Source organism: Pseudomonas sp. CCI4.2 (assembly GCF_034350045.1).
In the GTDB taxonomy this organism is placed as follows: domain Bacteria; phylum Pseudomonadota; class Gammaproteobacteria; order Pseudomonadales; family Pseudomonadaceae; genus Aquipseudomonas.
In genome coordinates this window covers 162,700-176,189 of sequence record NZ_CP133781.1, presented here as the reverse complement: position 1 = coordinate 176,189, position 13,490 = coordinate 162,700, and the positions used below count along the sequence as shown (strand labels likewise).

The window sequence follows — 13,490 nt, the reverse complement described above, 5'->3', positions numbered from 1 at the left end:
GATATGCATATCTGTGGGAGTCCGGCTTGCCTGCGAAGCGTTCAGTGGCTGCAGCGCTAATGCTAAGTCGGTTAGACCTGCAGTGGCTGAACGGCTGCTTTCGTCGGCAAGCCGGCTCCCCACAGGTATTTGCGCAAATCCCCGTGGGAAGATTTTCTTACAACGGCACAGCGCTCTTGCGCACGACCGGTTTCAACAATTCCATCGGCGGCGTTTCGCAGCTGATTTTGCGGCCCAGCAGCGCTTCGATTGAAGGCAACTGATACGAGTCATCTTCGCCGGCAAAGCTGATCGACACACCGCTGGCGCCTGCACGACCGGTACGGCCGATGCGGTGCACGTAATCATCCGGTACTTCCGGCAGAGTGAAGTTGATCACATGGCTGATGCCGTCGATGTGAATGCCGCGACCGGCGACGTCTGTGGCAACCAACACGCGAATCTTGCCTTCGCGAAAGCCTTCCAGCGTCTTGATGCGTTTGTGTTGAGGTACGTCGCCCGACAACTGCGCAGCGTTCACGCCATCACGGACCAGACGCTCTTCAATGCGCCGCACTTCGTCTTTGCGGTTAGCAAACACCATCACCCGTTCCCAATTATTCTCGGTCACCAGGTTATAGAGCAGCTTGTATTTGTCAGCGGCGGCCACGGCATAGATATGCTGCTCGACCATTTCGCTGGCCACGTTCAAAGCTTCGATTTCAACGATTGAAGGCTCGGTCGTCCACTGCTTGGCGAGGTTCATCACGTCTTCGGTGAAGGTCGCGGAGAACAGCAGGGTCTGGCGTTCGCCCTTATGCGGGGTCTGACGGATGATCTGCCGAACTTGCGGGATGAAGCCCATGTCGAGCATGCGGTCAGCTTCGTCCAGCACCATCACTTCGACCATGTCCAAATGCACTTCACCGCGCTGGTTGAAGTCCAGCAAACGGCCCGGCGTCGCCACCAGAATGTCGCAGTGACGGGCTTCAAGCTGCTTGAGCTGCTTGTCGAAGTCCATGCCGCCGACGAACGTCATGACGTTCAGGCCAGTGTATTTAGTGAGGAGCGCCGCGTCTTTGGCGATTTGCACCACCAATTCGCGGGTTGGTGCGATGATCAACGCGCGCGGCTCGCCCATATACCGCTCTTTAGGCGGTGGGGTTTGCTGCAGTTGAGTGATGATCGAAATCAGAAACGCTGCGGTTTTGCCGGTGCCGGTTTGTGCGCGACCAATGGCATCTTTACCCGCGAGGGTGAAACCTAATACTTCAGCCTGAATCGGCGTGCAGTACGGGAAACCCAGGTCGTGGATGGCGTGCATCAATTCAGGCGACAAGTTGAAATCGTGGAAGCGGGTTTTGCCTTCCTGTGGTTCAACCACAAAGTCTTCAAGCTTCCAGGTGCTGACCGGCGGTTTAGCCGCGCGTTCGCGACGAGGGCGTTCTGGCTTGGGTTGTTCGACTTTTGCGGTGACGACTTCTGCGGTTTGACCCTGGACAGGCGCGCTGACAGGTGCCGAATGAGAGGTAGTGCGTTGCCGTACATCGCTGTCGGTTGGGCCGACGGCAACAGGCGAAGAGGCGATAGGGCTGGGCGCGAGTTGCACAACCTCGCTTTTACCGAACATCTTTTTGAGTGCTTTGAGCACGGTCATCTCATCAATTGATTAAGGAATGTACGTCGGGCAGTGTAAAGCAAGAACTCCGCGCGGCGTAGTGCCATACCGAAAGCGCCAGAGGACCTGTCAAGTCAGGGCTTCACAGCGCTTTGTAGGTGGCTTCTTACACTCGCGGCGGAACAATCAACCAAGCTTTTGTGCCAACCAGACCCCGATGTCAGCAATCTCCTGCGGTAACACTTCGTGCCCCATTGGGTATTCCTGCCATGTAACGGTTACGCCCAAGGCCTCAAGGCAGTCATGTGCGGCGCGGCCCATGGCCGTTTGGACCACATCGTCACGGTCACCATGCAAGCAATACACCGGAATCTGTTTTTGGCTCGCAGATATCGTCAGTTGTTCGCTGAACGTGGGGGCATAAGTAGACAGTGCAAGCACGCCACCCAACGGTCCCTGCCAGCGCAGGAACGCGGCGTGGAAAACGACTGCGCCACCTTGGGAAAAGCCAGCCAGAAAGATCCGCGCCGGGTCGATGCCGCTGTCGCGTTGCGCTTCGATCAGGTTCAGCACCATCAGCGCAGAAACCTCCAACTCCTCGCGATTAATGGCCCGCGCGGGGTTCATGGCTAAAATGTCGTACCAGCTGGGCATGGTGTAGCCGCCGTTGATAGTCACGGCCCGGTCTGGGGCCTGCGGCAATATGAAGCGGGTGGTCAGTAGGGTTTGTTGGAGCATTTCTGCAACCGGCATGAAGTCATACCGATCAGCACCAAGACCGTGCAACCAGATCACGCAGGCGTCTGCGGCGTTGACGGGCTCTAGAATCAATGGGTCGCTCATTGCTGCTCCAATAGTGTGCGTACGCGCTTTTTCGGTGCATTGGCGCGGTGCGCAATAGAAATAAATAGTTAAGAAGATGTCGCAAGGTTACAAGTTTTGGGCTTGACCTGTCGCTAATTCGACATTGCCAGCATGCTGGTACGGGCTTTGCTATGTAACCCCTGAGTGAATGCGTTTGCTTCGGCGGTAACACTATCAGGTGGCTGATAGCCGGAGTAGGCACTGAATCCATGCATCAGGTTCTGCGTACAGTTCGTTATGTACCGGATTGGTCCGGCGGACATCATGGGGCTTTAGTCCATTCGACCGATTGCGGGCTATGGTTGTTCGGGTGTCGGGTAGATCTCGCACACGATCCTGGCCCAGGTCTTACGTCGCATGACCCAAAAATAAGCCGACACGGGTCAGCAATGCCTCACAAGGGTGCGACGGGACTGAAGCTCTACACAACAAGAGCAAACTTGGAGGTTTGAATGAAGATGTTGAAATCCACCCTGGCAGTACTGACGGCAACAGCAATTCTTGGCGTAAGCAGCTTCGCTCAGGCGGGCGCTACCCTTGATGCGATTCAGAAGAAGGGTTTTATTCAGTGCGGCGTCAGCGATGGCCTGCCAGGTTTTTCGGTTCCTGATTCCAAGGGCGTTATCCAAGGTATCGATGCGGACTTTTGCCGTGCAGTTGCCGCTGCAGTTTTCGGCGATGCCACCAAGGTTAAGTTCAGCCAGCTGAACGCCAAAGAGCGTTTCACCGCGCTGCAATCTGGCGAGATCGACATTCTGTCGCGTAACACCACCTGGACCAGCTCCCGCGATGCAAGCATGGGCCTGGTGTTTCCTGGCTTCGTGACCTACTACGACGGTGTTGGCTTCCTGGCTAACACTAAGCTGGGCGTGAAAAGTGCCAAAGAATTGGATGGCGCAACCATCTGTATTCAAGCCGGTACCACGACTGAGCTGAACGTTTCCGACTACTTCCGCGCAAACAACCTGAAGTACACGCCAATCACGTTCGACACCTCTGACGAAAGCGCCAAGTCGCTGGAAAGCGGTCGTTGCGACGTGTTGACCTCCGACAAATCGCAGCTTTATGCACAGCGCAGCAAATTGGCCTCGCCAAAAGACTACGTTGTACTGCCTGAAACCATCTCCAAAGAACCTTTGGGTCCGGTTGTACGTAAGGGCGACGAAGACTGGATGGAGATCGTGCGCTGGACTGGCTTCGCTCTGCTGAACACTGAAGAAGCGGGCGTAACGTCGAAAAATGTTATGGATTTGGTCAAAAACGGCAAAAACCCTGACGTTGCTCGTCTGTTGGGCGTTGACGGCGAATACGGTAAAGATCTGAAGCTGCCGAAAGACTGGGTTGTGAAGATCGTTTCGCAAGTTGGTAACTACGGTGAAATCTTCGAGAAAAACCTCGGCAAGGGCACTGCTCTGGCAATCGACCGTGGCATGAACGCGCTGTGGACCAACGGCGGCATTCAATACGCACCACCTGTACGCTGATAGGCCCTGCGCTCGGTAATCCATAACGGTTACCGAGCGCTGTCTGTTCCATTTTTTCCTGGGGCACTACATGCAAAATCAAATCGGCGCACCTAAGCAGAGGCTTACCCTCAGCGACCCCAAAGTGCGTGCGTGGCTATTTCAGATCATCACGGTTGTCGCGGTGGTCTTCATGGGTTGGTATCTGTTTGATAACACCCAGACAAACCTTCAACACCGCGGTATTACGTCTGGCTTCGGGTTTCTTGATCGCAGCGCCGGTTTCGGCATTGCACAGCATTTGATCCCCTACGACGAATCGGACACCTACTCGCGCGTTTTTGTTATCGGTTTGCTCAACACCCTGCTGGTGACGTTTATTGGCGTAATCCTGGCAACGCTGCTGGGTTTCATCGTCGGCGTGTCACGTCTGTCGTCCAACTGGATGATTAATAAGCTGGCGACTGTTTACGTGGAAGTCTTCCGTAACATTCCGCCGCTGCTGCAGATTTTGTTCTGGTACTTCGCGGTCTTTTTGACCATGCCAGGGCCTCGCGGCAGTTACAGCCTCGGCAATATGTTTTTCTTCAGCAACCGCGGCTTGAATATGCCCGGCGCCAATTTGACTGACGCCTTCTGGCCGTTTGTGGTCGGCGTTGTGGTGGCGATTGTGGCCATCGTGTTCATGTCTCGTTGGGCAACCAAGCGTTTTGAAGAGACCGGTGTTCCATTTCACAAGTTCTGGGTCGGGCTGGCGATGTTCCTGGTCATTCCTGCACTGGAGATGCTGATCCTTGGCAGCCCGCTGCACTGGGAGATGCCGGAACTCAAGGGCTTCAACTTCGTCGGTGGCTGGGTAATGATCCCCGAACTGCTGGCGTTGACCATTGCCTTGACGGTGTACACGGCGGCGTTCATTGCCGAAATCGTGCGTTCCGGGATCAAGTCGGTCAGCCACGGTCAGACCGAAGCCGCTCGCTCGTTGGGGCTGCGTCCGGGTCCAACCTTGCGCAAGGTCATCATCCCGCAAGCGTTGCGCGTGATCATTCCACCGCTGACCAGCCAATACCTGAACCTGGCGAAGAACTCATCGTTGGCAGCCGGTATCGGTTACCCGGAAATGGTCTCGTTGTTCGCCGGTACGGTGCTCAATCAGACCGGTCAAGCTATTGAGGTGATTGCGATCACCATGAGCGTGTACCTGGCAATCAGCATCAGCATTTCGCTGTTGATGAACTGGTACAACAAGCGCATTGCGCTGATCGAGCGGTGAGGAAAAGCTCATGACAACTCATTCTTTCAAACCCGACATGACGCCGCCAAAAATGAGCGTGGGCGCCGTGGCGTGGATGCGGGCCAACCTGTTCTCCGGTTGGCTCAATACGCTGTTGACGCTGTTTGCGTTTTATCTGATCTGGCTGATCGTCCCACCTTTGCTGCATTGGGCGATATTCGATGCCAACTGGGTCGGTACCACCCGTCAAGACTGCACCAAGTCGGGCGCCTGCTGGGTGTTTATCGAGCAGCGCTTCGGTCAGTTCATGTACGGCTATTTTCCGGCTGAGCTGCGCTGGCGGGTAAACCTGACGGTCATTTTGGCCATCGTGGGTGTCGCGCCACTGTTTATGAAGTTCCTGACCCGTAAAGCAGTCTATGGCTTCAGCTTTCTGGTCATTTACCCATTCGTGGCTTACTTCCTTCTGCATGGCGGCATTTTCGGCTTGACCGAAGTGGCGACCAGCCAGTGGGGCGGGTTGATGTTGACCCTGGTGATTGCCACTGTCGGTATCGCCGGCGCATTGCCTTTAGGTGTGGTGTTGGCCTTGGGTCGACGTTCTAACATGCCGGCGATTCGCGTGGTCTGCGTGACGTTCATCGAGTTTTGGCGCGGCGTTCCATTGATCACCGTATTGTTCATGTCGTCAGTGATGCTGCCGTTGTTCCTGCCAGAAGGCATGAGCTTCGACAAACTGCTGCGCGCACTGATCGGGGTGATTTTGTTCCAGTCGGCCTACGTGGCTGAAGTGGTACGGGGTGGCTTGCAAGCCATCCCTAAAGGTCAGTACGAAGCGGCCGCTGCGATGGGCTTGGGTTACTGGCGCAGCATGGGCCTGGTGATTCTGCCGCAAGCGTTGAAAATGGTGATTCCGGGCATCGTCAACACGATCATTGCCCTGTTCAAAGACACCAGCCTGGTGATCATCATCGGCTTGTTCGACCTGCTCAACAGCGTTAAACAAGCAGCCGCCGACCCAAAATGGCTCGGTATGGCCACCGAAGGCTATGTCTTCGCTGCGCTGGTGTTCTGGATCTTCTGTTTCGGCATGTCCCGCTACTCCATGCATTTGGAGCGTAAGTTGGACACAGGCCACAAGCGTTAGGAGTTTTGTGATGACTGAAGTGAGCAAACTGCCTCTGGGCGCCGAAGGCATGATCCAGATGGAAGGCGTACACAAGTGGTACGGCCAGTTCCACGTACTCAAAGACATCAACCTGAACGTCCGTCAGGGCGAGCGCATCGTTTTGTGCGGCCCGTCGGGTTCAGGCAAGTCGACCACCATCCGCTGCCTCAACCGTCTGGAAGAGCATCAGCAGGGTCGCATCGTGGTTGATGGCACCGAGTTGACCAACGACCTCAAGCAGATCGAAACGATCCGTCGGGAAGTGGGCATGGTGTTCCAGCACTTCAACCTGTTCCCGCACCTGACCATCCTGCAAAACTGCACCTTGGCCCCGATGTGGGTGCGCAAGATGCCGAAAAAACAGGCCGAAGAAATTGCAATGCACTATCTGGAGCGTGTACGCATTCCAGAGCAGGCGCATAAATTTCCGGGTCAACTGTCCGGTGGTCAACAACAGCGCGTGGCGATTGCCCGTGCACTGTGCATGAAGCCAAAAATCATGCTGTTCGACGAGCCAACCTCGGCCCTCGATCCAGAAATGGTTAAGGAAGTGCTCGACACCATGGTCAGCCTGGCAGAAGACGGCATGACCATGCTCTGCGTAACCCACGAAATGGGCTTCGCCCGTACCGTGGCAAACCGAGTGATCTTCATGGACAAAGGCGAGATTGTTGAAGAAGCCGAGCCTAATGCGTTCTTTGATAACCCACAGAGCGACCGGACCAAGTTGTTCTTGAGCCAGATCTTGCACTAGTGGTTTTGGTGGTGTGAAGAAAAAACCCGGACTTTGTGTTCGGGTTTTTTTATGGGCAGCTGGTCAAATTTTGTGGGAGCTGGCTTGCCTGCGAAGGGGCGGGCGGTGGATATGTGGGTGAATTACACATCCTGTGGGCCCAGCCTGGACAACTCCACCGTGCAATATTTCCATGAAAACGAGGGCGTTGGGCATGGAATACCGCATGTTAAGCCCAACCAGCATCCACACGAAATTCAGCAGCGTAAATCTAGCATTACCCTTGCCTAGAGGATCATTCTCAAAATAGTTGATTGCACGCTGCGCTCCGATCCATAAGTAGATTTTTATACCGTGAGAGAACTCGACCCAAAGCAAACTGAACCAGAAACCCATGAAAAAGCTCAGCACTAACCCGATAACCGCCAACCCTATCAACCTCTGCAGCAAGTCATTCCAAGAGCTCCATGCGCTGGTGTTAGCGAGGTGATAGGTTCAGGTGATATCGCGATAGCGAATAGCAATTTTCTCTTGAGGTTTGGCGTCATTTTCCGCGATGGAGATTCAGGCGTTACGTATTTTTTCTAAACTTTATAAGTCGAAATTACCGTTTTTCTTAAAGTATTTAAAGGACCAGTAAAATCCAATTATATTAAGACATGTAAAAAATATAATTACGATGCAGCGCCAAAAAATAGGCTCTAGTGATATAAATTGCATAAGTAATAAAAAGCTGACAGCGGTATAAAACCCAGCGGCAGCGGGAATCAACAATAAGATTTGAAAAAAAGCAAAAGCCTTTTGGTTAAATGTAGCTTTTTTTTTCATTGCGACACCCTACACTCAAATGTAGTATTAGACTGTTAGCGCTGGCGACCTAAATGGCATCGCAAGACGAAAACATTTCCTGGGTAATTGGCGCCGACAGCGCGCAGATTAAGCAGCGCAGTGGTTTGTCGACGGGAGAGCTCCTGATCCCACATCCGCTGCAATACAGAGAGCTTGAACTGCTCTGAGTATTTACTCATGAAAAAACCTCAAAAGTCAGGACGGGTGTGCAACTTTTGGGATGTAGTCCACATACGGGTTATTAGACATTGAAGCTCCTTCAAAAAATATCAGGGTGACTTGGCCCGCGTCAGTCCGGGGCAGTCAAATATCTGATCATCATATTTTCCTCCACTAACGCGAGGTTTTCGTACGACACGAATTTCGGAACGAAAACATCGTAGGGCAGGCTTGTCTGCGAAGGCCATTCATAGCTGAATGTCAGGCAAAACTCAGCGCCTATTTTTTCAATAAGCAACTTTCATTTCCCGGCAGGTTTTGTTCACGTTGGGTTAAAAAAAAATCCGGCCCGGTTTTTTCAAATAAGCACGCATAGCATAAGTCCCGGTGATCAAAAGGAATACAAAGAATATGCCCATGACATATCGCGATTGAATGGGTGTTAATGTTACGATACTCAATAATATATTCCCGATAATAACAGTATAAAATACAGAGCAACAAATAATCACTCCGGCCCTTCCCAAAAAAATCAAAAAACTGATAAAGTTATCTGCAATTCTCATAAAACCTCAAAAGATGAAGATTTTCATTGCTGATTTAAACGACTTTCCAAAGTAATATTCTTCTTCTCCACGGGTAAGCTACAGCTTCAGCATGAAGAATGATCATACAAAATGACACCCAGCCAACCATCGAATTATCGATAGCGTCTAAGAATATAAATTTCCCATCGTTCAAAAACTCTTGGTGAAATATCGCGCAGAAAATGTTGTAAACCAATGCAGCGGTGGATTTTTCTACTGAAAATCCTTCGCCCGAAAGCGCAAACCTCGCCCAGAGAGAAGGTAGATAATTCATAAAGGCGAGCAGTATAAAAATATATGAGATAACCCCATTGGGACCAAACGCTCCCCCGTTGAATTTCGGAATTACAGTATCTGGTCGCGCAAGCCAGTCTTGCAGTGGTTCCAACCAGAACAAAATCAAAACAACAGTGATCACTACATATACTATAAAATTTTTTACGGGCCTTTTTTCCCATTTGGCCAACACTCGTCGTTGGTAGGTCTTTCGGCGGTCCGGACTGGGGCAGGGCAAAACTACTGGCATAGGAACGCGTGAGAACCAGCCTTTTCGTTTCCATGGTACTGGGCTGGTGAAGAAGTAAGCGAACATCACGAGGAGTGATGCTCCGGCCATAATGGGGTTTCCCTTCACTCCTACAAATGGGATGTAGTTGTTCTCAAGGTAGTTCAAGTGCACAGCGAAGCATGCGAGGATATACAAATAGTAGCCTAAGTATTTCGTGGGGGAGTAATTATCTCCCGATAAAGCTTTCCTGGCCCATAGAGCAGGTAGGTAAAATAAAATGCTCACAAAAATAAAAAGGCTGCTAAACAAATGATCATTCACTTTTAGCTTTCCAAGTTTTCCACGCTTCCCATGCGTCATATGCAGTTATCGAGGTGGTCGTTGCATCAAGCATTAAAGCCGGGACAGACGCTAGTTTGTATGCTCTTATGAAATCTGACCTTATGTAACGAAATAGGCGTCGCGCCTCTGGTTTTAACATTAGTCGAGCGGAGCCATATCGCATATTTAGCGACGTGCTGCGATTGCTCTACAATATCTTTTATCTTCTTTTTTAGCTCTTTTAACCCCCACTCAGCACTCTTCCTCCCCTCCGCCACATCCCTGACAATCCCCCGCGCGTAGTAAGCAACTTCCCGATTAAACTGGAGCCGCAGCATCCCATCCTGAATATGCTTGGCCGACACGGTGCACGCTTGGCTTGCCAATACACTTGCCGCGTTGGTCACTCGGAAGTAGTCATCGCTGCTAGGCTTTTGCTTGCCGTTTATTTGTTCCATGCGGAGTCATCCCAAGAGCTCCATCCGCTGGTATTGGCGAGGTGATGCGTCCAGGTGATATCGCGATAGCGGATAGCAATATGTTCCTGGGGCTCGGCGTCATTTTCCGAAACAGCATGGGGCATTTCCATTTGCTGGTCGGCTATTAGGCAGTCTTTCAGTTTGATCGTGAAGAACTTTTCTTGAGTTCCGAACTTCGAGATCCGGTAGAACGTAATCTCGCAGTTGACAAGTTCGCGATTGGACAGCGCTTGGGCCAGTAACGGGGTGGCCTTATCGATGTTTTTAGTGATGAGTGCGGGTTGGTGTGTGGCGTGGTTCGAGTTTTCAGCGTTGAACATTCGATGATCGAATGAGAGCACCATTATTTCATCCGTGTGCGCAGTCTGGCACTTGTTGCCAATCGATTCGTGGCTTGAGCAACCGGCTGAAATGAGCCCTTGCTGTGTGCCGGTCATGGTCATGTATCCGTGATAAGCCATAGAGAGAATCTCCTGTGAAAAATTCGGGCCATTGTATGGCGAAAGTTTTTAGTATGCGTGTAGGATCTTTCCGAAAATTTACGAGAATCTTGGAAGTTCACCGTATAACGCTCGATCAATTATTACAAAATGGTACAAGGGCAGTGCAATTCCGCACGAGAGGCCTTGTTAGTGAGTGACATCAATCGGGTATGGATGGTGTATCGCATTCGGCAGCAACTGGCTACTGCGGCGTAATAGTTACTGGAATCCCTTGCTGTATGTTGAGTTTACAAACGAAAAGGATCCGGCAGTACGTCCATAGTGTGTATAGGTCGCGGTGTGATAAAGAATAGAAAGTTTTTCTTGAGTTCCTGATTCGTTTTTCGGTGGTTTGCGGTGCCTGGTATGTATGTCGATGATCGCACCTCCTGTGAGCGCTATGGAGTAGAGTTTTTCACTACTGCCCGATGGCAACTCTTTGTATACGGATATCTCACAGTCGATCATTTCCTCGTTTACCAGTGCATTCATCAACATTGGGGACGAAAGATCCAAATACTTGGTAATGACTAGCGGTGGGTACGAGTCATCTTCTGGATTCTCTGAACCGGTCATTTCGTGCTTTAGAGTGATTACCGTTATTTCGTCAAGGTACTCAAGCAAGCTGTTGTCGCCTTGGGACTCCTTGCTCGTGCAGTTTTTGGAAATAAGACCTTGATCGCGGCCATTGATGGACATTGATATTTTTATACTCATATGATTACCCTCCGTTGAACAGCTGGACATTCTATTTCGAGTATTTCTGCGAAGTCTGTAGGACGTTTCTGAAATTTCGTTCAAGTGTAAAAAAAGTGCCAACTCTCTGTAGGAGCCAACTTGTTGGCGATAGTCCAGGAGCGCCGATAACCAGTGGATTACGGTCCGGCCTTACCCTCGGTTGGCGCTTGCCCGAGATGGGCCCGGGGTCGCGCTCGATCGAAGCGGTCCCAATTGGCCAATCCGGTTCCAACTTAAAGAACCGAGTCGCGGATTTACGACTGCTTCGCAGCCGATCGCGAGCAAGCCCGCCCCTACAGTTTTTGATAAGCGCTGACCAGGGCTGAGATATGCCCGAAGGACTTTCGCCAACAAGTTGGCTCAGATTCGTACCCAGGTGTCGCGCACTAAAATAGCGCTCTACCTTGTTTTCTCCTTCGTTCTCCAACAGGATGCTCGACCCGCCTCAGAATCCTGACCCAGTGAACAACATGCCTACGCCCCACGAAATCAATGAGCTGCTGATCGATGCCGAGGCTGATGATGAGCAGGTTCAGCACTCGCACCCGGTATTAAAGCGACCTTGGTTGCTGCTGCTCGGATTGGTGTTGGTGGCGCTGAACCTGCGTCCGGCGTTGTCGAGCATGTCGCCGTTGTTGAGTGAGGTGTCCAATAGCCTGGGATTGTCGGCGGCCAAGGCCGGGTTGCTGACGACGTTGCCGGTTTTGTGCCTGGGCTTGTTTGCGCCGCTTGCTCCGGTGCTGGCGCGGCGTTTTGGCAGTGAACGGGTGGTGTTGGGGATTTTGCTGACGTTGGCGTGCGGGATTATCTTGCGCAGTTCCCTGGGTGAGTTCGGGTTGTTCGCGGGCAGCCTTTTAGCGGGCGCGAGCATCGGCATCATCGGTGTTTTGCTGCCGGGCATCGTCAAGCGTGATTTTGCCAAACAGGCCGGCGCGATGACCGGTGTTTACACCATGGCGTTGAGCCTGGGCGCCGCCATCGCAGCCGGTGCAACCGTGCCGTTGAGCCAGTATTTCGGCGGCAGTTGGTCGTTGGGCTTGGGCTTTTGGATGATTCCAGCCTTGCTGGCGATGGTGTTTTGGCTGCCGCAGGTGCGTCACGCTCATGGTGCCCATACCGTGGCTTATCGGGTTCGCGGGTTGTTGCGTGATCCGCTGGCGTGGCAAGTCACTCTTTATATGGGCCTGCAATCGTCGCTGGCGTACATCGTGTTTGGCTGGTTGCCCTCGATCCTGATCAGTCGCGGGTTGTCGCCCACTGAGGCGGGTCTGGTGATGTCCGGCTCGATCATTGTCCAATTGGCCAGTGCGCTCACCGCGCCGTGGCTGGCGACCCGGGGCAAGGATCAGCGTCTGGGCATCCTGATCGTGATGCTGCTGACGGTGGGCGGATTATTCGGTTGCCTGCTCGCACCGCTGGACGGTTTGTGGGGTTGGGCGATTGTCTTAGGGTTGGGGCAGGGCGGTACGTTCAGCCTGGCGCTGACCCTGATCGTGTTGCGCTCACGGGACGCCCATGTTGCGGCCAACCTGTCGAGCATGGCCCAGGGTTTTGGGTACACCTTGGCCTCGTTGGGGCCGCTGGCGGTCGGCATCGTTCACGATCAGACGGGGGGTTGGAACGCGGTGGGATGGATTTTCGCGGTAATTGGTTTGGCGGCGGTGATCTTTGGCTGGGGCGCGGGAAGAGCACAATACGTTCAGGTCACTGTCGAAAAGATCTGATCAACGTCATTTCCGCTGCGAATGCTGATGGTCAACGGTCGCATTGCCGATTATCGTGCTGGAATTCTTTCGTTCGTCATGGAACCGACAAAATGAGCGACGCAAACAGCGCAGTAATCATTGAGTTTTACCAAGCTTTTAACCAACTCGACGCTGAGGCCATGATTGCCTGTTATACCGAGGATGTACTGTTTAGCGACCCGGTATTTGGTGAGCTGCGAGGCCGGCAAGCCGGTGACATGTGGCGGATGCTGACCTCCCGCGCCAAAGACTTCTCACTTACATTCGACCATGTACGCGCCAACGACCGCACTGGCGGCGCGCACTGGGTTGCGACTTACTTGTTCAGCCAGACCGGTAATACGGTGGTCAACGATATTCAGGCGCGCTTCGTGTTTCGCGATGGCAAGATTTGCGAACACCATGATCAGTTTGATCTGTGGCGCTGGTCGCGGCAGGCCTTGGGTACCAAGGGGTTGCTATTGGGCTGGACGCCGCTGGTGCAAAACGCAATTCGGGCGCAGGCGCAAAAAGGCTTGAAAGCGTTTCAAGACGGGAATTGAACGCGCACGCCGAGATAATAT

Annotated in this window: 13 protein-coding genes; 7 read left to right on the top strand and 6 right to left on the bottom strand. The window is 52.7% G+C overall.

Annotation, left to right across the window (positions count from 1 at the left end; all coding sequences use genetic code 11):
- Positions 1 to 157 precede the first annotated feature (157 nt).
- Positions 158 to 1,636: an ATP-dependent RNA helicase RhlB gene (gene rhlB / locus RHM65_RS00795; protein ID WP_322167838.1), complete on the bottom strand. Its 1,479-nt coding sequence runs from the start codon at positions 1,634 to 1,636 to the stop codon at positions 158 to 160.
- A 147-nt stretch (positions 1,637 to 1,783) separates the two neighbouring features.
- Positions 1,784 to 2,440, bottom strand: a complete 657-nt coding sequence (locus RHM65_RS00790; RefSeq protein ID WP_322167839.1) for an alpha/beta hydrolase — start codon at positions 2,438 to 2,440, stop codon at positions 1,784 to 1,786.
- 473 nt (positions 2,441 to 2,913) lie between these two features.
- Between RHM65_RS00790 and RHM65_RS00785 the strand changes: the two genes are divergently transcribed.
- The 5 genes from RHM65_RS00785 to RHM65_RS00765 all read left to right on the top strand — a co-directional run bounded on the left by RHM65_RS00785 (position 2,914) and on the right by RHM65_RS00765 (position 8,075).
- Positions 2,914 to 3,945 carry an amino acid ABC transporter substrate-binding protein gene (locus tag RHM65_RS00785; protein ID WP_322167840.1) on the top strand — a complete coding sequence of 344 codons (1,032 nt, stop codon included), beginning with the start codon at positions 2,914 to 2,916 and terminating at the stop codon, positions 3,943 to 3,945.
- Positions 3,946 to 4,015: 70 nt separating this feature from the next.
- On the top strand, positions 4,016 to 5,197 hold the full coding sequence (locus RHM65_RS00780; protein WP_322167841.1) for an amino acid ABC transporter permease: 1,182 nt from the start codon (positions 4,016 to 4,018) through the stop codon (positions 5,195 to 5,197).
- A gap of 10 nt (positions 5,198 to 5,207) precedes the next feature.
- Positions 5,208 to 6,305 (top strand): amino acid ABC transporter permease, encoded by a 1,098-nt coding sequence (locus tag RHM65_RS00775; protein ID WP_322167842.1) that lies wholly within the window; start codon positions 5,208 to 5,210, stop codon positions 6,303 to 6,305.
- Positions 6,306 to 6,315: 10 nt separating this feature from the next.
- Complete coding sequence (locus RHM65_RS00770) at positions 6,316 to 7,080, top strand: amino acid ABC transporter ATP-binding protein (protein ID WP_322167843.1); 765 nt, start codon at positions 6,316 to 6,318, stop codon at positions 7,078 to 7,080.
- Between the two features lie 860 nt (positions 7,081 to 7,940).
- Entirely contained in the window at positions 7,941 to 8,075 is a 135-nt protein-coding gene (locus RHM65_RS00765) for a hypothetical protein (protein WP_322167844.1), read from the top strand.
- 592 nt (positions 8,076 to 8,667) lie between these two features.
- Here the strand turns inward: RHM65_RS00765 and RHM65_RS00760 are convergent.
- From RHM65_RS00760 to tssD, 4 genes are all read right to left on the bottom strand, one after another.
- Positions 8,668 to 9,483 carry a hypothetical protein gene (locus RHM65_RS00760; protein ID WP_322167845.1) on the bottom strand — a complete coding sequence of 272 codons (816 nt, stop codon included), beginning with the start codon at positions 9,481 to 9,483 and terminating at the stop codon, positions 8,668 to 8,670.
- Positions 9,476 to 9,643, bottom strand: a complete 168-nt coding sequence (locus RHM65_RS25255) for a hypothetical protein (RefSeq protein WP_323562504.1) — start codon at positions 9,641 to 9,643, stop codon at positions 9,476 to 9,478. Before RHM65_RS25255 ends, RHM65_RS00760 begins: the two co-directional genes overlap by 8 nt.
- A 285-nt stretch (positions 9,644 to 9,928) precedes the next feature.
- Positions 9,929 to 10,423 carry an Hcp family type VI secretion system effector gene (locus RHM65_RS00750; RefSeq protein ID WP_322167847.1) on the bottom strand — a complete coding sequence of 165 codons (495 nt, stop codon included), beginning with the start codon at positions 10,421 to 10,423 and terminating at the stop codon, positions 9,929 to 9,931.
- Positions 10,424 to 10,663: 240 nt separating this feature from the next.
- Positions 10,664 to 11,161: a type VI secretion system tube protein TssD gene (gene tssD / locus RHM65_RS00745; RefSeq protein WP_322167848.1), complete on the bottom strand. Its 498-nt coding sequence runs from the start codon at positions 11,159 to 11,161 to the stop codon at positions 10,664 to 10,666.
- Between the two features lie 491 nt (positions 11,162 to 11,652).
- Here tssD and RHM65_RS00740 point away from each other — a divergent pair, with 491 nt between their 5' ends.
- Complete coding sequence (locus tag RHM65_RS00740) at positions 11,653 to 12,906, top strand: CynX/NimT family MFS transporter (protein ID WP_322167849.1); 1,254 nt, start codon at positions 11,653 to 11,655, stop codon at positions 12,904 to 12,906.
- Between the two features lie 92 nt (positions 12,907 to 12,998).
- Complete coding sequence (locus RHM65_RS00735; protein WP_322167850.1) at positions 12,999 to 13,469, top strand: nuclear transport factor 2 family protein; 471 nt, start codon at positions 12,999 to 13,001, stop codon at positions 13,467 to 13,469.
- Positions 13,470 to 13,490: the final 21 nt, after the last annotated feature.

Bases quoted from the DNA above. Each gene is read 5' to 3' on its own strand.
- RHM65_RS00780 (WP_322167841.1), top strand. From the start codon at position 4,016: ATGCAAAATCAAATCGGCGCACCTAAGCAGAGGCTTACCCTCAGCGAC.
- RHM65_RS00735 (WP_322167850.1), top strand. From the start codon at position 12,999: ATGAGCGACGCAAACAGCGCAGTAATCATTGAGTTTTACCAAGCTTTT.
- RHM65_RS00750 (WP_322167847.1), bottom strand. From the start codon at position 10,423: ATGGCTTATCACGGATACATGACCATGACCGGCACACAGCAAGGGCTC.
- RHM65_RS00775 (WP_322167842.1), top strand. From the start codon at position 5,208: ATGACAACTCATTCTTTCAAACCCGACATGACGCCGCCAAAAATGAGC.
- rhlB (WP_322167838.1), bottom strand. From the start codon at position 1,636: ATGACCGTGCTCAAAGCACTCAAAAAGATGTTCGGTAAAAGCGAGGTT.
- RHM65_RS00765 (WP_322167844.1), top strand. From the start codon at position 7,941: ATGGCATCGCAAGACGAAAACATTTCCTGGGTAATTGGCGCCGACAGC.
- RHM65_RS00785 (WP_322167840.1), top strand. From the start codon at position 2,914: ATGAAGATGTTGAAATCCACCCTGGCAGTACTGACGGCAACAGCAATT.
- tssD (WP_322167848.1), bottom strand. From the start codon at position 11,161: ATGAGTATAAAAATATCAATGTCCATCAATGGCCGCGATCAAGGTCTT.
- RHM65_RS25255 (WP_323562504.1), bottom strand. From the start codon at position 9,643: ATGTTAAAACCAGAGGCGCGACGCCTATTTCGTTACATAAGGTCAGAT.
- RHM65_RS00770 (WP_322167843.1), top strand. From the start codon at position 6,316: ATGACTGAAGTGAGCAAACTGCCTCTGGGCGCCGAAGGCATGATCCAG.
- RHM65_RS00790 (WP_322167839.1), bottom strand. From the start codon at position 2,440: ATGAGCGACCCATTGATTCTAGAGCCCGTCAACGCCGCAGACGCCTGC.
- RHM65_RS00740 (WP_322167849.1), top strand. From the start codon at position 11,653: ATGCCTACGCCCCACGAAATCAATGAGCTGCTGATCGATGCCGAGGCT.